The sequence below is a fragment of the uncultured Treponema sp. genome, from assembly GCF_946187725.1.
Taxonomy (GTDB): domain Bacteria; phylum Spirochaetota; class Spirochaetia; order Treponematales; family Treponemataceae; genus Treponema_D.
Genome location: NZ_CAMHSK010000018.1, coordinates 39,086 through 55,989, shown reverse-complemented (window position 1 = coordinate 55,989; position 16,904 = coordinate 39,086). Strand labels below are relative to the sequence as shown.

The window sequence follows — 16,904 nt, the reverse complement described above, 5'->3', positions numbered from 1 at the left end:
GAATCGTTCAGCAGTGGCACATGAACGCAATCCGCGACAACAACAAGGCAATGTTTAAAAAACTCGGCCCAGACACAGGTTTCGACGGAAGCCACGACAAACCAATGGCAGAGAACCTTGCAGGCCTCATGAATCTCATCGAAGAGAAGGGCGGAATGCCAAAAACAATCCTCTATACCCTCAACCCAAAAGATTACTATTCAATCGGAACAATCATGGGCTGCTTCCAGGGTGGTGGAATCAAAGGCAAAATCCAGCTCGGTTCAGGCTGGTGGTTCTGCGATCACCGCGACGGTATGGAACAGCAGCTTAAAGTTTTGGGCAATCTTGGCATGATTCCGGCATTTGTCGGTATGCTCACAGACTCTCGCTCATTCTTGAGCTACTCACGCCACGAATATTTCCGACGCATTCTCTGTAATGTAATCGGTGGCTGGGTCGAAAACGGCGAATATCCAGCTGACATGGACACTCTGATTCAGATTGTCAAAGATATTTCATTCGGTAATGCACTTGCATATTTCGGAAAATAAAATCATATAAAGATATGGGCGTCCCCCTCGACATCCGGATGTCGAGGGTCGCTATGTCCGCCCTTCCGCTGGCGCTTCATTCCTTCACTTCGTTTCGGAACGCCTGCGGCGGGGCTACCAGCGCTGACGCTTCGTGGTACGGCACAATTCACTTGTGCGTTTTTATCTTACGCTATTCCCTTTGATTTTTCGTTTATTTTCATACATTCGCTGGTCAGAAAGTGCCAGAACCTTTTCAAAATCTTCGTTGTTTTTTAACTCAGCATACCCGCTCGCAACGGAATATTTTGTTTTGGAAAGAGCTGTATTAAATCTTTCCAGGGCTTCTTCAACTTGTTTTGGAGTTTTATTCTTAAAGACTGCGATGAATTCGTCTCCACCAGTTCTGTAAATTTTTGCAAGATACTGAAACGCGCTAATCATGCAATTTGAAACGGTTGTCAAAGCCAAATCACCTGCCGCATGCCCTTCAATGTCATTGTATTTTTTGAGGTCATTCAAATCCATCGAAAGAAAGATGACTGATGAATTCTTTTTCATCCTTTTTGCATCCATATAAAAGGTGCGGCGGTTAAACAGCATCGTGAGTGCATCGCGGCGATATAACTCAACATTAAGACATAAATAATAAAAACAGATACATATAATCAACGAGAGTGGCAGAACGAAATTAATTCCCAAAATGATTTCAAGGATATTGGCAATGGAACAGGTCACGATTGAAGCGAAAACAATGGCACTTTCCCCCAGATTGTGCTTGAGCTGTTTTATGGCAACGCGAATGTACAGAATCACTGAAAGACTCGTTACGATATACGGCTCAAAAAACAGGTAATTGGCATTCCATGTGTGGTCTTCATTCAATGTAAAAATCCAACCAGTCCATATGTTTAAAATAGATACAACATTGTTAATCGTGAGCAGCGTCAATAAAACTATGGCTCTCTGACGATTTTTGTTCTGTGAAATAACAACGGTCATAACACAGGCACTAACCCGGAACATATAAGCTAAGGAGCCTATGATGAATCGCATTTCCAGCCAGACTTTTTTTGTCTTGCAGTAAGTGTCAAAAGAATCACACAGCAAGAGACAAAAAGCAAAAATGATTGCACAGGCAAAGAAACGCATTGTGCGCGGTGGAAAGGTTTTATCTATGATAATGAATGTAAGCAAAAACAGTGTGCAGATAAAACCAGGAAAAGCTGATTGTACGATACTTTGAAGAACTGGATCCATTGCTGAATTTTAATCTATAAAGTTTCGATTGTAAAATTATTTTTTCAGAACTCTGGCACTGTTCACAACCGCAAGCACGCACACACCCACATCACCGAAGACCGCGAGCCACATATTACCGATTCCAACGGCACTTAAAAGCATGATTGCGACTTTGATTCCGATTGAAAGGTAAATGTTCTGCCAGACGGCATTCATCGTGCGGCGCGAGATTTTGATTGCGTCAACAAGACGGCTTGGTTTGTCATCCATGATTACGACATCAGCGGCTTCGATTGCAGCTTCACTTCCCAATGCACCCATCGCGATTCCCGCATCTGCCCGTGCAAGAACCGGACTGTCATTGATTCCGTCTCCAACGAAAATGAGCGTATTTGTTGGTGAAATCAATTCCTCAACTTTGCGGACTTTATCTTCTGGAAGCAAATCTGCGTAAACTGTATCGATTCCGAGATTTTCTGCAACAATCTGAGCTGTGGCTTCACCGTCACCGGTAAGCATTACGGTCTGCCTGATTCCGAGTTTTTTCAAATCATGTATCGTTTGCTTTGAATCTTCTTTTTCACTGTCTGAAATCACAATATTTCCTGCATATTTGCCATCAACAGCAACATGAACAACAGTTCCGGCTTTTGGTTCTTTAGAGCCTTCATTAGCCTGGTCGCCAAAACCTTCAACTTTTTCTTGAACCATCAGTTTTGCGTTTCCGGCAAGAACAGTTTTTCCTTCTACTTTTGCCCGTATGCCGAATCCTGTAATTTCCTGTGGGTCAAGAATTTTGAGGGCATCGCAAAGTACGCAGTGATGTGCTTTTCTGAGCGATTTTGAAATCGGGTGATTTGAATAACTTTCTGCATGCGTGGCGATTGCCAGAAGCTCATCAGCTGTCATGCCGTTTGCTGGATTCACTTCGGACACATCGAATATGCCTTTTGTGAGCGTTCCTGTCTTGTCGAAGACGGCAGTTTTTGCTTTTGAAAGGATTTCAACGAAGTTCGAGCCTTTAATCAACACTCCTGATTTTGAAGCAGACCCGATTCCACAGAAAAATGCGAGTGGAACAGAAATCACGAGGGCACATGGACATGAAACGACAAGGAAAGTCAGTGCACGGTAAATCCATACAGACCAGCCGTATTTTTCAAAAAGTTCCGGCATAAAGAACTGGAGGAAAAGAGACGGTAAAACCGCTACTGCAAGGGCTGCAATACAAACAATCGGAGTGTAAACTTTTGCAAAACGACCGATGAATTTTTCTGATTTTGCCTTAACTTCACTTGCTTTTTCGGTCAGCTTGAGGATTCGGCTGACGGCACTTTCACCATAAGATTTTGTGACGCGGATTCTTAAAAGGCCTGTCTGATTTACAAAACCTGCCAAAACTTCCTTGTTGAATTCTTCGGAAACTTCACGGGGAACGCTTTCACCTGTAAGTGCCGAAGTGTCAGCGAATGATTTTCCTTCTATTATATTGCCATCGAGCGGAATCCTCTCCCCTGCTTTTACTTCAATTGTCTCGCCGATTGCAACTTTTTCTGGAGAAACAACAATCGCCTTACCATCGCGGAGCACTGTTGCTCTGTCCGGCCGAATGTCCATGAGTGCGGAAATTGATTCGCGGGAGCGGTCAACTGCATAATCCTGAATGAATTCACCAATATTATAGAAAAGCATTACTGCAACAGCTTCAGCATATTCACCGACAAAAATTGCTCCTACTGAAGCAACTGTCATTAAAAACTGTTCACCAAAGATATTTCCGTTGTGGATATTCCGAATTGCGCCTTTTATGACATCACGCCCGCAAATCAAGTAAGAGATAAGATAGAGAAGCCCAAAAATAATGCGTGTAATGTCACCAGAATAATTAAAATTTTTTGACAATGATTGAACAAGTGCTGACTCTGATGAAAAAATCGGAAGATGTTCAATTAAAAGTGCTGCCGCAAAGAAAATACCTGCCAGAAGGATTTTTTTGAGCGGATTTTCTTCTTCATGATTTTCGTGGCAATGATCTTCGTGACAGTCATGCTCTTCGTGCTCATGATGATGTTCGTGACCGCAGCAACCGCAGCCGCAATGAATATGTTCGTGTTCCATAGCTTTACCTCTTAACATTTGAACAAGTGTTCATATGTTAATAATAGGACTAGTCTTCCCGATTGTCAAGGCGTTTTTTGAATTTACTTTAGTCGTTGATTTTTCTTTTTCACATCATTAAATTAAATCGGGTAATGGAAACAGTTGTTTTCGTTAAAGGGGCAAAAATATGAGCGAATATAAGTTTGATGTTGAAAAAATCACTGCTGAAGTTGTTGAATGGATTCAGAAATGGATTAGCGAAAACGGAAACGAAGAAACAAAAGTTGTTATTGGTGTTTCTGGCGGTAAAGATTCAAGCGTAACATCGGCACTTTTGGTTAAGGCACTTGGCAAAGACCGTGTAATCGGAGTTATGATGCCGAACGGTGAGCAGAAGGACATTTCTGATTCGCGAACGCTGGTTAATCATCTCGGAATCAAAAATTATACAGTGAATATTGCAAAGGCTTATGAAGGAGTTCAATCAGCATTTTTTGACGCGGGCGTAACTGAGGCTGCCACTAATGACAGTTTTACACCGGTATTTAAGACCAATACGCCTGCACGATTACGAATGGTCACTTTGTACGGAATTGGCGCACAAATCGGAAATTGCCGCGTGGTGAATACATGCAACCTGAGTGAAGATTTGGTTGGATATTCAACCTTCTACGGAGATGCCGCTGGTGATTTTGCACCGATAAATAAACTTACCACAGAAGAAGTTGTTGCAATCGGTGATTATCTTGGCTTGCCGTCATCTTTAACACATAAAGCCCCATCAGACGGAATGTGCGGCAAAACGGACGAAGACAATCTCGGATTTACATATCATGAAGTCAACGAGATTGCACGCAAGAACATCAAGGGCGAAAATGCAGAAAAAATCATTGCAAAATACAAGGCAAATCTCTTTAAGGTAAAGATTATTGACCTGCCATGTTATCGACCTGATTTACCGCTTTTTTTTGAGATTTAATCAAATTAATTTGAAATGCAATAATTTTGTGTTATAATTTATGATATAATCAGGAGGATTTTTATAATGAAAAAAATCGTAATTGCTTTGATGGCAGCTATTGCCACAATCGGAATGATTTCTTGTGCATCAACCAGCACTATGGATGATTCTGCAAAAAAACAGGCAGAAATCAATAAATCATTTGATAAAGTCTACACAACTTACGCAGACGCACTTGTTCTTGAAGGTGCAGAAGTTTATCAGGTTAAAAAAGGTGATACACTCACATCAATCACAAAAACATTCTATGCTGGTAAAGATGAAAACGGATATTACTTCCCGCTCATTATGCTTGCTTCACGCAATGTTGTAAGTGATCCAGAACTTATCACACCGGGAATGAAACTCACAATTCCTAATTTCGATGCAAACATCAATGATAAAGCTGTAGCACTCAAGCTCAAGCCGTATTTCAAAGATTTGGCAGAAGTTTACAGACAGAAAGCAACACCTGCTGCAGAGGACATTCGTCCGCATCTTATTGAAATTTCTGAGCAGCTTGGAAAGGAAGAGTTCCCTCTTGAACCAGAAGCAGCTCCTGCTCCAGCAGCAAACTAATAATTCACTTTTGAGTTAAAATCATAAAATCCCCGTAATTCCAAAATTTTTTTTGCGAATTGCGGGGATTTTTCTTTGCGATTTTCATTTTTTGGGTTATCTTTATGTTAACGACATACAACAAGGAGCAAACTATGGAAATTACACTCACAGAATCAAATTTTGAGGCAGAAGTTCTCAAATCAGATAAGCCAGTGCTCGTAGACTTTTGGGCAAGCTGGTGTGGCCCCTGTAAAATGCTCGCTCCCACAATCGAGCAGATTGCGAATGAAAACGACACAATCAAGGTCGGAAAGGTAAATGTTGATGATGAGCCGGATTTGGCACAGAAATACGGAATCGTGAGCATTCCGACAGTAATTTTGTTCAAGAACGGCGAGCCAAGCAAAACATCAATGGGCTTTGTACCAAAAGAAACACTAGAGGCACTTTTCAAGTAAAACAAAAAAGACCTTCACATAGCGGAAGGTCTTTTTTTATGGAGACGAGCGGTGCGGAGCTGCCAAAGGCTCTGAACCGATATCGTTGGAGACGATCGGACTTGAACCGACTACCTTTTGAATGCCATTCAAACGCTCTAGCCAGGTGAGCTACGCCCCCGAATGAAAATAGTATGAAGGAATTTTAAAAAAAATTCTAGCCGATTGCATGTAATTTTATTATCTTTATAGAAAAGATTCTATTTTGTCATAGGAGTTATCACAAAAAATGGCAGAGTACCAGTTTCAAACAGAAGTAAATCAGCTTCTTAAACTTATCATTCATTCAATGTATTCAAACAAGGATATTTTCCTTCGCGAAATCGTTTCTAATGCTTCGGACGCTTTGGACAAGCTCAACTATCTCAAAGTTTCGGACGAGGCTTACAAAGGCGTTAAGAGCGAGCCTAGAATCGACATCACTTTTGATGATCCGAACAAGATTTTGACTGTTCAGGATTCTGGTATCGGTATGAGCGAGGAAGATTTGAACAACAACCTCGGTACAATCGCCCGCTCAGGAACAAAGGCTTTCATCGAAAAAATCGCAGAGGATAAGAATGCCGGAGAATCAAACCTTATCGGTCAGTTCGGTGTCGGTTTCTACTCTGCTTTCATGGCTGCAAAAAGAATCAATGTTTACACACGAAAGGCGGCCAGCGACAAAATCTATAAATGGTCAAGCGACGGTACAAACAGCTACACAATCGAAGAAATCAAGGCAGACAGTGACGAGGCTAAAAAATATGGCTTTGATAAGGCTGAGACCTGTGGTTCTGCAATCGAAATGCTCTTGAACGATGATTCAAAAGAGTACGCTTCACGATGGAAGATTGAAGAGCTTATCAAACGATACAGCGACCACATCGCTTTCCCGATTTACCTTCACTACACACAGAACAAATACGACGACAAAGGAAACATTACTGGAAGCGAGGACAAGGTTGACCAGGTAAACTCTGCTTCAGCCCTCTGGAAACGAAGCAAGAGCGAGCTCAAAAAGGAAGATTACGACAACTTCTACAAGACTATCAGCCACGACGGTCAGGAACCGCTTCACTATGTACACACTCACGCAGAAGGAACTCAGGAATACACAACACTTTTCTATGTTCCACAGAACGCTCCTTTCGACATGTATCAGGCTGACTACCAGAGCGGAGTCAAGCTTTATGTAAAGCGAGTTTTCATCACTGACGACGACCGCGAACTTTTGCCAGCTTATTTGCGATTCGTACGCGGTATCATCGACTCAGAAGACTTGCCTCTCAACGTAAGCCGTGAGATTTTGCAGCAGAACCGAATTCTTGAGACAATCAAGAGCGCCAGCGTAAAGAAATTGCTCAGCGAGTTCAAGAAAATGGGAGAGGCCGCTGACAAGGCAAAGAAAACTGAGGAAAGCAAGCGAAGCGACGAGGAAAAAGCCGCAATCACAAAGTGGAACACATTCGTCAAGAATTTCAACCGCCCGATGAAGGAAGGCTTGTACTCAGACTATGCAAACCGCGAGGAAATCAGTGAAATCGTCCGATTCAAGAGTACTGACGCAGCCGGAACCGGCGATGACAACTGGACAAGCTTTGCTGACTATGTTCAGCGCATGAAACCTGAACAGAAAGCAATCTACTATATTACAGGTACAGACGAGAAAAACTTGCGCGCCTCACCACTCCTCGAAGCATACAAGAAGAAGGGCTTTGAAGTCCTGATTATGGCAGACGAAATCGACGACATCGTAATTCCGTCACTCATGAAATACAAGGACTTCGACCTCAAGGCCGTAAACCGCGCAGGCAGCGACGACGAGCTTGGTGTTGACAAGGACGAAGCTAAAAAGAAGGAAGAAGCCTTCAAGCCTGTTCAGGAGAAAATCAAGAAAGCATTGGGCGACCGTGTTAAGGATGTCGTGCTTTCAAAACGACTTTCTGACTCACCGAGCTGTATCGTTGTGGACGAGAACGATCCCGGAATCCAGATGGAGCGTATGATGCGTGCAATGGGTCAGGCCGGTCCCGGAATCAAGCCGATTCTCGAAATCAACGGCGACCATGCAATTGTAAAAACGCTGGAATCTTCTTCAGACGAAAGCTACATCGCAGATGTAAGTGAAGTTCTGTTCGACCAGGCATTGCTTGTGAGCGGAGCCGAGCTTAAGGATCCGATGGAGTTCGTTAAGGCGATGAACAAATTGCTGAGTAAATAGTAAAGTAAATTGAAGCACTGTCTTTGGGGCAGTGCTTTTTTTTCACAAATTTCCTCTCACGCCACGATTTTGCTGAATCGCTAGTTGCTTTTCAAATTCTCTCGTGCAGAAGGACTGTTCCTTATAATCGCCCCAACTTTTTCGCAGGATTCTATCTCGCTGCATTTTCCGCAGGTTTCGAGTTTCTTGCTTAATGCACACTGCCGTATCGGACAAAGGGATTCGCAGTCCAGTCCGCAATATGCGATAAAATCTTTCATATAAATTGCCCTTTATGCTACTTTTTTGCAGTGCGCTTTTATCTTTTTGATTGCCCAGTCATAGTGACTTGATGTAGTGCTCACGAAATATGAGCCGAGGTCAACATTTCCAGTCCACGAGAAATGACCTTTTGTGAAAAGTTCTTCGTTCGTATATTTTTCTGCAAGGGCCATCACTTTCTGGTGGGATTCAGCAAGCATTTCTTTTGCACTTTCGAGACTTGTATTCTGGTGTTTGTTCCAGAACATCAAATTCATTGCGCCGTAAGTCTTCCACGAATAATCCGGAGGCAAAAATGAAACGGCGGATTTCTTGTCGCTAACATTTTCATTATTTTTCAGAAATTGAAGCATGAGACAGTGCCATTCATACAGATGAATCAGAACATCACGCACATTTTTGTCGCGTGCCCAGTGAGCTTCTTTTTTGCTTGCGTCGTCTGAAAAATCAAAGGGCGTGTTCAACTGTGAGTCTGACATTTTTGAAATCATTTCCATCAGTTTTGCATAGTTTTCGGAAGCGAATTTCATCAAATCGTCTTTGTTTCTTGCTCGTGGCATATTTTCCCCCTAAGTTTTACTTTACAACCTAAAACCTAGTCTGCCAACAAAAAATTATGAATTGGAAGGAAGAGTATTCGAATCACTTCCCAAACACCTCTTTCGCAATCGACACAGACACCATTGCGTCCTTGGCGTAATAATCCGCTCCGATCTGGCTCGCGTAATCCGCCGTGAGGACGGCTCCGCCTACCATAATCTTGCAGGTCTTTCCCACCGCGCCGAGTTTTTCCCGCAGAAGTTTGATTGTGTCTTCCATGTTGGCCACAGTCGTTGTCATGAGGGCGCTTAGTCCCACAAGCTGGATGTCTTTTCCGAGCACGGTTTCCACGACCTTTTCTGCCGGGACGTTTTTCCCCAAATCGATTACCGTGTAGCCGTAGTTTTCGAGCATGGCTTTGACGATGTTTTTTCCGATGTCGTGGATGTCGCCGAAGACTGTGCAGATTACTATTGAGCCTTTCGATTCCTGGGCCACGCCGCTTGCTTCGAGGTGGGCTTTGATGACCGCAAAACTGTTGCTTACCGTGTCAGCCGAGAGCAAAAGCTGTGGCAAAAATTTCTTTCCGACCTCAAAGTCCTTTCCCACGATGTCGAGGGCGGGCACGATGCAGCGGTCAATGATTTCGACCGGAGCCTTTCCTTCTTCGAGCAGGCGTTTTGTGGCATCCGGCGACGAGTCCTTGAATCCCTTGCAGATTATGTTGATGAGCGAGCTTTCCGATTCCGTGAGATTTTCGGGGAGAGATGGAGAATTAGAGGGCGTTCCCCTTCGATCGCTATCGCTCCCTTCGGGTCGGGCTTTCTGGGGTTCCGCTGTTCGCTTCATTGCTTCACTTCGTTCCGCAACGGCTGTCGCCGCCCCGCCAATCCCTAACGCAGGAACGAGTCGAATTTAAAGCGTGTTTTCTGCTTTTTTTCGTGCGATAAAGTTATTCAGTTTCTTATCAAATGAAAGAATTTGCTGATTATCTGAAATTGCAAGAATGCAGTCGACGAAGTCAAGGTTTATTTCCCGATAGTTTTGAAATGCTGTTTTCATAATTTCGGTGGCGGTTATAGAAACAAAATCAAGCAATTCTATCATTGAGTCTGCTACATCGAAGCGTTCAATACCGTAGACTTTTGTCAGCACATAAACGACTTCGGCAAAAACTTCGGGCAGGACAAAAAGCAACCCGGAGTTGACGGCTTCATCAGCTTTTGCAGCCATGATTTCATCATTGTTGATGACGTAGCGGATGGGGATATTTGCGTCAGCGAACACTATGCTTTTACTCTGCGGCTATTGCCCACGCTTCTTTTTCTTTTGCTCTCAACGAAGGGTTGGCGTAGTTTGCAAAGCGTCCTCTAAGACTGCAACGCGGAGTGGCAGCCTTTTGTGGCAAAGACTGAATAATGTTCAGCACATAGTGGATTTGCTCGTCGGGCAGAGTTTGGACTAATTCCATAATCTGCGCTCGCTCTGCTAAAGCGTACATAAAAAACCTTCTTCGTATGTGATGCAGTCAGTATAACACAAGAAAATGGAAAAATATAGGGAACTTCGAAAAACTCGCCTTCGTCGATTTTCCGAAGTTCCCGACGAGTTTTAATTCCTGAAAATAGCAGGAATTAAAACATCGCATTTTCAAAGTTATCTCTAAAAATTGCAATTTTTAGAGATTCCCTATAGATAATTCCGAAGACTTCCAGCCCCATCCCTACTGCCGCTTCAACAAGGATTGGGTTAAATCTTGAACAGTCTGCCGGTTAAACTCAGAGAGCTTGTCATATTGCTCGACCAACATTCTGTACTCTGCGTTCAAAACAGGCTTTAAGTTTTCCTCGGAGATTTCCACGCCTTTTACAAGATATTCCACCGTGACACCGAGCGTTTCGGCGATTTTTACGGCATTTTCCACGCTTGGCTGGGATTTGTTACCCGAAAGATATTTGTCGAGCGTACTTTTTTTGATTCCTGTCCGTGCCGCAAGTTCTTTTATCTGAATGTCCTGAAAAACAAGCTCATTGTGTAAATTTTCACCAAATCCCATAACATCATAATAGTAAAATTTGGTGATTGAAAGTTTGACAGGCATAAAATTTGGTGTTATTATTTTCAAATGTAAAATATTATGTTAGCATTGAAAAAACATAATATTTTGTGCTGGAGAAAAAGAAAAATGATGATTTATTTTATTGTGGTGGCCTTCTTGGAGGCTAGCCTTGCATTTACAATGTTTGGCTGGTTTGGTTTTATTATTTCAAGCATCATTAGCACTATCATTGCGTTTGCAGTTCCAGTACCTTTTTCCCTTCTTATTCAAACACTTTTATTTCTGATAACACTTTTGAAGGCAAGAAAGAAAAAAAATTAAATTTCAAATTCTCAATAAATTATGAACTATGCAAGGATAAATCTTTATGGAAAATAAAAATTCAAAAATTAGCGAAACTATTAACAAGCTTCCTTTCAACAATATTGCAAAAAAAATCCCTGTAATTGGCAAGTTTTCAAGTTATGCAAATTATGCTGTCTGTGTCCTTGTCCTGCTTTTTGTCGTGATGCTTGTCTTGCCAAGCAGTCCTTCATTGGCAGGAACTTGGGTTCTTGTGTTTGATGGCGCGCATGGCGGAAGTGGCAAAGTTATTGTTGATAAAAATACAGAAACTTTTGCTGAACAAATTATAATTTTTAAGAAAAACGGCTCATATTACTCCAGAAATCCAAAAACAAGAACAACTAAAAACGACACTCTTCTTTTAAAAGACGGAACCTTTGCTTTTTATGCAGTTGATTATAGTGAACACAGAGGAAAATGGTCGCTAAAAAATGGCATCCTTGAGGTCAACTATGACGATGGAGGAGGATATAAGTACGATGAGGGAAAATTTGAATTTGATAAAGAAAAACTAAAACTTGGGTCAGCAATTTTCCATAGAAAATAAATAGCCATAGGAGAACGAGAAAATGATTACATTATATGGAACGTGCCCAAACTGTGGTCATAAGAACCGCATTTGCATAAAAACTTATGGAGAACAGATTGCAGAATTTGAACAGGATAATCAAGATGGTTCCTTCAATAAGATAATTAAAGACTTTAGCGCAAAAAATATAGATGATATTTGTCAAGAATCATTAGCAAACCGCATCGAGTGCGAAAAATGCGAAGAAGATTACTCTATCGATGAGGCTTCAAATTGGAATGAACTGAAAAAAAAATTATGAGAAAAACAAGGTAAGTGATATGCGCACATTAGAAAGTATTCAAGAAGAAATAAATGCTTTGGGAGATGTTGATTTATTTGGAACTTCAAAAGAAGTAAGTCATTTGCCTGAAATTTTGGAAGATGACGAAAACATCAAGTATTTGACATCTGGTATTGTGGATGGGACAACATGGCTGATCGTTTGTACACAAAAAAGAATACTGTTTATTGATTATGGATTCTTGTTTGGTGTAAAGCAAAGTGAAATGGCATTGGAAAGTGTTAATTCAATTTCATATAAGACAGGATTATTTTTCGGTTCAATTGAAATTTGGCACGGCGGGGCCAAGATGTTAATTGATAATTGCCAGAAAAATACAGTAAAACCATTTGTCGATGCAGTTAATTCCGCCATCAAAGAATTGAAAAATACATCTATACAACCAGCAGAATCGAAATCTGATAGCGACGATGTTGTGGGCAAATTGGAAAAACTTGCCGCCCTTAAAGAGAAAGGCATTTTAACTGACGAGGAATTTGCCACACAAAAAGCAAAAATTCTTGGAAATATGTAGTTCTACCCCGCAGAGCAATTTTGAAGTTTATTTCTTGTTGGCTTTGCGGGATTTTTATTTAAATATAAAGAAAAGAGTATGATAAAGAAAATCCTGAAAATTGTGGGAATAGTTTTTATAGCTTTAATTGCAATCTCCTTTTATCTTTATGACGAAGAAGAAACTAGCGAAACGAGGGCTGAAAACAACATTTCACAGCATGAAACAAACTCAAAAACTGATTTGACCGTTTCTGACTTTAAGCTTAACGCCGGCATCTCAAAAACTGTGAAAATGCTAAAGTCAAAAGGCTGGAAAGCTGGCGACGGAGAGGATGGCGGGATGCTTTCTGAATACAGCTCGTATCTTTCGGCATACGGATATGAAAAGCCAAAGGGAAAATTTGAAGGTTACAATGTTTCATTCGTTCAAATCGCCAGTGATGAATACGATAAACTTGCTCATTACAGAATCAAGATAAATACAAGCATTGACACTAATGAGATGAAAAGAATAGCAACAGAAAAGGGCATTGAAGAAGCTAAAAAATATGTAGATGAAAACAGGAATGCTTTTTTCCGTGACATTCAGAAAAAGTGCCTTACAAAATACGGTTATTCGACTTGCAAAGAAGAAAATGAGGAGTACAGAGGTTCTTACACTTTCGGCTTCAAGAACAAGAACGGCGATATCTGCAAAATGAATGTTAAAATTACGGATTCTACTCCAATTTACGCAGGAGAAAACTATACCTTCGGCACTCTATTCACGCTTGATTATGTCTCAGCTCGCTACAGGAAAGAAGAAAAACTTGCAAGAGATTTAATGAGGGCAAGCGGAAGATACGGCGGAAGGTAAAAAGTCTGCCGTATTCCCTCCTACTTCCCAAAGACTTCAAGAAACTCAGACGGAGTTTTTACAAGAATTTTTGAGAACGAATAATCTGAAAGATTTCGTGTTACAATATAATCCACAGGAATTTGCAGGGCTGTAAAATGTTGTGTCGCGTCTTCAAAATCAGTGAAGTCTGAGTATAAAGCACTATGAACAATTTCCTTGCTTGTCGGAAGAACTGTTAGGATTTTCTCTAAGTCTTGCAAAAAGAGAATTGCTTTTTCTCTTCCGATTAGTTTTCTGAGAATATAAAAGACATTTATAAAAATTGTTGCGGAAGTAAAACCTTCAATTTTTTGTGTTTCTGCAAGCGCAAGCAACTGTGAAGCTGGAAAACAAAAAGGTTCACGAGCAGTTGCAACATCAAGAATTATATCTGTGTCGAAATACACTTTCATTGATATTTTTCCTCGATTGCTTCTGCTAAGACTTCGTTGTAGTCCCCGTCAAATTTCGCAACACCAAAAAGGCGGGATGTAATATCTGGCAGTGTGTTTTGGGAAGCCTTACTTTTTGACGGATGAGATAATAGAAAATCAATCTTATTTCGTAAGTATTTCAACTGAAAAACCGGTAAAAATTCGATTTGCCTTTCAAAATCTGCAAAAGCTGCATCTGGCATAGCGACCTCCTCGCAATAATTATAACATAGAGGTTTTCATTTCGCTATATATTTTGAAAGATTCATCCCCCCCTTACTTCCCAAACACCTCTTTCGCAATCGCCACACTCACCATCGCGTCCTTTGCGTAGTAATCCGCCCCAATCTGCGAGGCATAATCCGCCGTGAGAACCGCTCCCCCGACCATAATCTTGCACGATTTTCCCACTGCACCGAGTTTTTCCCGCAAAAGTTTGATTGTATCTTCCATATTGGCGACCGTCGTTGTCATGAGCGCGCTCAATCCTACGAGCTGAATGTCCTTCTCCAGCACGGTTTCCACAACTTTCTCTGCCGGGACGTTTTTTCCCAAGTCGATTACGGTGTAGCCGTAGTTTTCGAGCATGGCTTTGACGATGTTTTTTCCGATGTCGTGGATGTCGCCGAAGACTGTGCAGATTACTATTGAGCCTTTCGATTCCTGGGCCACGCCGCTTGCTTCGAGGTGGGCTTTGATGACCGCAAAACTGTTGCTTACCGTGTCAGCCGAGAGCAAAAGCTGTGGCAAAAATTTCTTTCCGACCTCAAAGTCCTTTCCCACGATGTCGAGGGCGGGCACGATGCAGCGGTCAATGATTTCGACCGGAGCCTTTCCTTCTTCGAGCAGGCGTTTTGTGGCATCCGGCGACGAGTCTTTGAAGCCCTTGCAGATTATGTTGATGAGCGAGCTTTCCGAGTCAGTCAGGTTTTCAGGTAATTTGGGCACCCCCTTACGGGCCGGGCTATCCGCACTTCCGCTGTTCGCTCCATTCCTCTCTGCGTTCGGAACGCCTGACGGCGGTGCTCCTATCCCTGGTGCGTTCCCTTTTGCCAGAGCCACTTGCTCAGCGGTCAATCCATAAACCGGGGCCGATGTGTCGTTGTATTTTTCGATGTAGTCAAGGCAGTTTTCGTCAAATCCTGCCAGGGCACGGTAGCCGTAGTAAGTTTCCATCATTGGCTGCATGAGCGGATTGATGATACATGCGCTCAATCCGGCGTAAAGTGCCATGGCAAAGAATCGGGAATTGATGATGTCTCGCCGCGGGATTCCGAATGAGATATTTGAAACTCCCAGCACGAACTGCAAGCCCTGCTCGCCGTATTTTTCTTTTAAAATCTGAATTGCCCGGACGGTTTCCAGAGCTTCTTTCTGCTGGCTTGAAACCGTGAGCGTGAGCGTATCAATCACGATGTCACGAATTGGAATTCCGTATTTTGCTGCTTCATTGATGATTTTTTCTGCTACTGCGACTCGGCCTTCTGCCGTTGGTGCGATTCCTGCCTCATCGATACAAAGTGCGACCACAGCCCCACCGTATTTTTTTACCAGCGGAAGAACCTTGTCCATTACATCTTGGCGGCCGTTCGTTGAGTTTATCAGGGCTTTTCCGTTGTAATAGCGGAGTGCCTTTTCAAGAACAGGTGCCTCGCTCGAATCAATCTGAAGCGGTGTATTGAATGCGCCCTGAATCGTTTTGACCGCATCAACCATGGTCTGCGCTTCATCAATTCCTGGAAGACCGACATTTACATCGAGAATCTGTGCGCCGGCGTTAATCTGACTTTCTGCCTCACCAAGCACGAAATTCATGTTGTGTGCAAGCAGAGCCTCTTTGACCTTTTTTTTGCCGGTCGGGTTGATTCGCTCGCCGATAATCTGAGGGCCTGCCCCGCCGCCAATCTGAACGCTCGAATTGTATGAGCAGATAAAACATGCGTTTTCAAATTCACAGGGCTGTCGTTTCTGCGGAGAAAGGGCTTCAATCGCTTTGACCATTGCCGAAATATGCTCTGGTGTCGTTCCGCAGCATCCGCCGAAGACAGAAACTCCAAGTTCCCGGTATTTGAGGTGATGCTCTGCAAATTCTTCTGCCCCGACAAGGAATACAGCCTTTCCATTGATAACAGTCGGCAAGCCTGCGTTCGGCTCGACACAAACTGGAAGGTGTGCGTAACGCATCATCTCAGCGACAATCTTATCATCTTCTGAAAGCGCGCCGCCACAGTTAAATCCGATTAAATCAACTCCAAGAGATTCAAGATAAACCACACAAGTGCGGATATCAGCACCTGTCAAAGTTCGCAAATTCGGTTGGAAAGTCACGCTGGCAAAAATCGGTAAATCAGTATTTTCTTTTGTGGCAAGAACTGCGGCCTTGATTTCACGCAAGTCTGCCATCGTTTCGATAATCGCAACTTCTGCACCGGCTTTTTCGGCAATGATTGCGGCCTCTTTGTAAGTCTCGTAGGCTTCGTCAAAAGTCAAATCGCCCATCGGTTCGAGCAAGCGACCAATCTGGCTCGTATCCCATGAAGTGAAATGCGGTCGTTTGTTTCCTTCTGCCTCGACCTCTTCAATACATTTTTTTTGAATCGCAAGGCTTGCCTCTATATACTCTTTACACGAATACTTTGCTGAAATCAGCTTTAACGGAAGCGCACCGAAAGTGTTCGCCGTAAGGACATTTGCACCCGCTGCAAGATACTGTTTGTGAATATCCGCGATAATCTCAGGTTTTTCAATCGAAATGTCTTCTGGAATGTCGTAATCAGTGTAGCCGGTCTTCTGAATCATCGTACCGATTCCACCGTCAAAAAATACGGGAAGACCCGCCTCAACCTGAGATTTCAAAAATTCACGGAAAGTTGGTTTCTTGCTCTTATTCATAGAAACTTATTTTA

Annotated in this window: 21 protein-coding genes and 1 tRNA gene; 10 read left to right on the top strand and 12 right to left on the bottom strand. The window is 42.6% G+C overall.

Going from position 1 to position 16,904, the window contains the following annotated elements; translation table 11 throughout:
* Positions 1–533: glucuronate isomerase (locus tag Q0Q74_RS08480; protein ID WP_294429940.1), on the top strand; the 533-nt coding region annotated here is incomplete at its 5' end.
* A gap of 162 nt (positions 534–695) precedes the next feature.
* On the opposite strand, the gene Q0Q74_RS08475 is transcribed toward Q0Q74_RS08480, so the two are convergent.
* Entirely contained in the window at positions 696–1,772 is a 1,077-nt protein-coding gene (locus Q0Q74_RS08475; RefSeq protein WP_294429939.1) for a GGDEF domain-containing protein, read from the bottom strand.
* Positions 1,773–1,808: 36 nt separating this feature from the next.
* Positions 1,809–3,872, bottom strand: a complete 2,064-nt coding sequence (locus Q0Q74_RS08470; protein ID WP_294429938.1) for a heavy metal translocating P-type ATPase — start codon at positions 3,870–3,872, stop codon at positions 1,809–1,811.
* A 169-nt stretch (positions 3,873–4,041) separates the two neighbouring features.
* Here Q0Q74_RS08470 and nadE point away from each other — a divergent pair, with 169 nt between their 5' ends.
* The 3 genes from nadE to trxA all read left to right on the top strand — a co-directional run bounded on the left by nadE (position 4,042) and on the right by trxA (position 5,873).
* Positions 4,042–4,833, top strand: coding sequence for an NAD(+) synthase (nadE, locus tag Q0Q74_RS08465; RefSeq protein ID WP_294429937.1), 792 nt, complete (start codon positions 4,042–4,044; stop codon positions 4,831–4,833).
* Between the two features lie 66 nt (positions 4,834–4,899).
* Positions 4,900–5,433: a LysM peptidoglycan-binding domain-containing protein gene (locus Q0Q74_RS08460; protein WP_294429936.1), complete on the top strand. Its 534-nt coding sequence runs from the start codon at positions 4,900–4,902 to the stop codon at positions 5,431–5,433.
* 134 nt (positions 5,434–5,567) lie between these two features.
* On the top strand, positions 5,568–5,873 hold the full coding sequence (gene trxA, locus Q0Q74_RS08455; protein ID WP_294429935.1) for a thioredoxin: 306 nt from the start codon (positions 5,568–5,570) through the stop codon (positions 5,871–5,873).
* A gap of 86 nt (positions 5,874–5,959) precedes the next feature.
* Here the strand turns inward: trxA and Q0Q74_RS08450 are convergent.
* Positions 5,960–6,033: transfer RNA gene (locus Q0Q74_RS08450), tRNA-Ala, on the bottom strand.
* A gap of 108 nt (positions 6,034–6,141) precedes the next feature.
* Between Q0Q74_RS08450 and htpG the strand changes: the two genes are divergently transcribed.
* Positions 6,142–8,115, top strand: coding sequence for a molecular chaperone HtpG (gene htpG / locus Q0Q74_RS08445; RefSeq protein WP_294429934.1), 1,974 nt, complete (start codon positions 6,142–6,144; stop codon positions 8,113–8,115).
* Between the two features lie 80 nt (positions 8,116–8,195).
* Here the strand turns inward: htpG and Q0Q74_RS08440 are convergent, their stop codons facing one another.
* From Q0Q74_RS08440 to Q0Q74_RS08415, 6 genes are all read right to left on the bottom strand, one after another.
* Positions 8,196–8,375: a DUF3795 domain-containing protein gene (locus tag Q0Q74_RS08440; protein ID WP_294429933.1), complete on the bottom strand. Its 180-nt coding sequence runs from the start codon at positions 8,373–8,375 to the stop codon at positions 8,196–8,198.
* Positions 8,376–8,387: 12 nt separating this feature from the next.
* The gene (locus Q0Q74_RS08435) at positions 8,388–8,936 is read right to left on the bottom strand and encodes a ClbS/DfsB family four-helix bundle protein (protein WP_294429932.1); all 549 of its coding nucleotides are present in this window, start codon (positions 8,934–8,936) and stop codon (positions 8,388–8,390) included.
* 82 nt (positions 8,937–9,018) lie between these two features.
* On the bottom strand, positions 9,019–9,765 hold the full coding sequence (locus Q0Q74_RS08430) for a corrinoid protein (RefSeq protein ID WP_294429931.1): 747 nt from the start codon (positions 9,763–9,765) through the stop codon (positions 9,019–9,021).
* A 66-nt stretch (positions 9,766–9,831) separates the two neighbouring features.
* Positions 9,832–10,203 (bottom strand): PIN domain-containing protein, encoded by a 372-nt coding sequence (locus Q0Q74_RS08425; RefSeq protein ID WP_294429930.1) that lies wholly within the window; start codon positions 10,201–10,203, stop codon positions 9,832–9,834.
* Positions 10,204–10,210: 7 nt separating this feature from the next.
* Complete coding sequence (locus Q0Q74_RS08420; RefSeq protein WP_294429929.1) at positions 10,211–10,417, bottom strand: hypothetical protein; 207 nt, start codon at positions 10,415–10,417, stop codon at positions 10,211–10,213.
* A 222-nt stretch (positions 10,418–10,639) separates the two neighbouring features.
* Positions 10,640–11,041, bottom strand: coding sequence for a helix-turn-helix transcriptional regulator (locus tag Q0Q74_RS08415; RefSeq protein WP_294429928.1), 402 nt, complete (start codon positions 11,039–11,041; stop codon positions 10,640–10,642).
* Positions 11,042–11,053: 12 nt separating this feature from the next.
* Here Q0Q74_RS08415 and Q0Q74_RS08410 point away from each other — a divergent pair, with 12 nt between their 5' ends.
* From Q0Q74_RS08410 to Q0Q74_RS08390, 5 genes are all read left to right on the top strand, one after another.
* Positions 11,054–11,296 (top strand): hypothetical protein, encoded by a 243-nt coding sequence (locus Q0Q74_RS08410; protein ID WP_294429927.1) that lies wholly within the window; start codon positions 11,054–11,056, stop codon positions 11,294–11,296.
* 46 nt (positions 11,297–11,342) lie between these two features.
* Positions 11,343–11,867: a hypothetical protein gene (locus tag Q0Q74_RS08405; RefSeq protein ID WP_294429926.1), complete on the top strand. Its 525-nt coding sequence runs from the start codon at positions 11,343–11,345 to the stop codon at positions 11,865–11,867.
* Positions 11,868–11,889: 22 nt separating this feature from the next.
* A complete protein-coding gene (locus Q0Q74_RS08400) occupies positions 11,890–12,150 on the top strand; it encodes a hypothetical protein (RefSeq protein ID WP_294429925.1) in 261 nt (86 codons plus the stop codon).
* 19 nt (positions 12,151–12,169) lie between these two features.
* Positions 12,170–12,706 (top strand): PH domain-containing protein, encoded by a 537-nt coding sequence (locus Q0Q74_RS08395; RefSeq protein WP_294429924.1) that lies wholly within the window; start codon positions 12,170–12,172, stop codon positions 12,704–12,706.
* A 78-nt stretch (positions 12,707–12,784) separates the two neighbouring features.
* Positions 12,785–13,543: a hypothetical protein gene (locus Q0Q74_RS08390; protein WP_294429923.1), complete on the top strand. Its 759-nt coding sequence runs from the start codon at positions 12,785–12,787 to the stop codon at positions 13,541–13,543.
* A 20-nt stretch (positions 13,544–13,563) separates the two neighbouring features.
* On the opposite strand, the gene Q0Q74_RS08385 is transcribed toward Q0Q74_RS08390, so the two are convergent.
* The 3 genes from Q0Q74_RS08385 to Q0Q74_RS08375 all read right to left on the bottom strand — a co-directional run bounded on the left by Q0Q74_RS08385 (position 13,564) and on the right by Q0Q74_RS08375 (position 16,890).
* Positions 13,564–13,977 (bottom strand): PIN domain-containing protein, encoded by a 414-nt coding sequence (locus Q0Q74_RS08385; RefSeq protein WP_294429922.1) that lies wholly within the window; start codon positions 13,975–13,977, stop codon positions 13,564–13,566.
* Positions 13,974–14,201, bottom strand: coding sequence for a hypothetical protein (locus tag Q0Q74_RS08380; protein WP_294429921.1), 228 nt, complete (start codon positions 14,199–14,201; stop codon positions 13,974–13,976). The genes Q0Q74_RS08385 and Q0Q74_RS08380 overlap by 4 nt, the downstream gene beginning before the upstream one ends.
* 73 nt (positions 14,202–14,274) lie before the next feature.
* Positions 14,275–16,890 carry a homocysteine S-methyltransferase family protein gene (locus Q0Q74_RS08375; protein ID WP_294429920.1) on the bottom strand — a complete coding sequence of 872 codons (2,616 nt, stop codon included), beginning with the start codon at positions 16,888–16,890 and terminating at the stop codon, positions 14,275–14,277.
* Positions 16,891–16,904 lie beyond the last annotated feature (14 nt).

Bases quoted from the DNA above. Each gene is read 5' to 3' on its own strand.
- Q0Q74_RS08475 (WP_294429939.1), bottom strand. From the start codon at position 1,772: ATGGATCCAGTTCTTCAAAGTATCGTACAATCAGCTTTTCCTGGTTTT.
- Q0Q74_RS08470 (WP_294429938.1), bottom strand. From the start codon at position 3,872: ATGGAACACGAACATATTCATTGCGGCTGCGGTTGCTGCGGTCACGAA.
- nadE (WP_294429937.1), top strand. From the start codon at position 4,042: ATGAGCGAATATAAGTTTGATGTTGAAAAAATCACTGCTGAAGTTGTT.
- Q0Q74_RS08460 (WP_294429936.1), top strand. From the start codon at position 4,900: ATGAAAAAAATCGTAATTGCTTTGATGGCAGCTATTGCCACAATCGGA.
- trxA (WP_294429935.1), top strand. From the start codon at position 5,568: ATGGAAATTACACTCACAGAATCAAATTTTGAGGCAGAAGTTCTCAAA.
- htpG (WP_294429934.1), top strand. From the start codon at position 6,142: ATGGCAGAGTACCAGTTTCAAACAGAAGTAAATCAGCTTCTTAAACTT.
- Q0Q74_RS08440 (WP_294429933.1), bottom strand. From the start codon at position 8,375: ATGAAAGATTTTATCGCATATTGCGGACTGGACTGCGAATCCCTTTGT.
- Q0Q74_RS08435 (WP_294429932.1), bottom strand. From the start codon at position 8,936: ATGCCACGAGCAAGAAACAAAGACGATTTGATGAAATTCGCTTCCGAA.
- Q0Q74_RS08430 (WP_294429931.1), bottom strand. From the start codon at position 9,765: ATGAAGCGAACAGCGGAACCCCAGAAAGCCCGACCCGAAGGGAGCGAT.
- Q0Q74_RS08420 (WP_294429929.1), bottom strand. From the start codon at position 10,417: ATGTACGCTTTAGCAGAGCGAGCGCAGATTATGGAATTAGTCCAAACT.
- Q0Q74_RS08410 (WP_294429927.1), top strand. From the start codon at position 11,054: ATGTTAGCATTGAAAAAACATAATATTTTGTGCTGGAGAAAAAGAAAA.
- Q0Q74_RS08405 (WP_294429926.1), top strand. From the start codon at position 11,343: ATGGAAAATAAAAATTCAAAAATTAGCGAAACTATTAACAAGCTTCCT.
- Q0Q74_RS08400 (WP_294429925.1), top strand. From the start codon at position 11,890: ATGATTACATTATATGGAACGTGCCCAAACTGTGGTCATAAGAACCGC.
- Q0Q74_RS08395 (WP_294429924.1), top strand. From the start codon at position 12,170: ATGCGCACATTAGAAAGTATTCAAGAAGAAATAAATGCTTTGGGAGAT.
- Q0Q74_RS08390 (WP_294429923.1), top strand. From the start codon at position 12,785: ATGATAAAGAAAATCCTGAAAATTGTGGGAATAGTTTTTATAGCTTTA.
- Q0Q74_RS08385 (WP_294429922.1), bottom strand. From the start codon at position 13,977: ATGAAAGTGTATTTCGACACAGATATAATTCTTGATGTTGCAACTGCT.
- Q0Q74_RS08380 (WP_294429921.1), bottom strand. From the start codon at position 14,201: ATGCCAGATGCAGCTTTTGCAGATTTTGAAAGGCAAATCGAATTTTTA.
- Q0Q74_RS08375 (WP_294429920.1), bottom strand. From the start codon at position 16,890: ATGAATAAGAGCAAGAAACCAACTTTCCGTGAATTTTTGAAATCTCAG.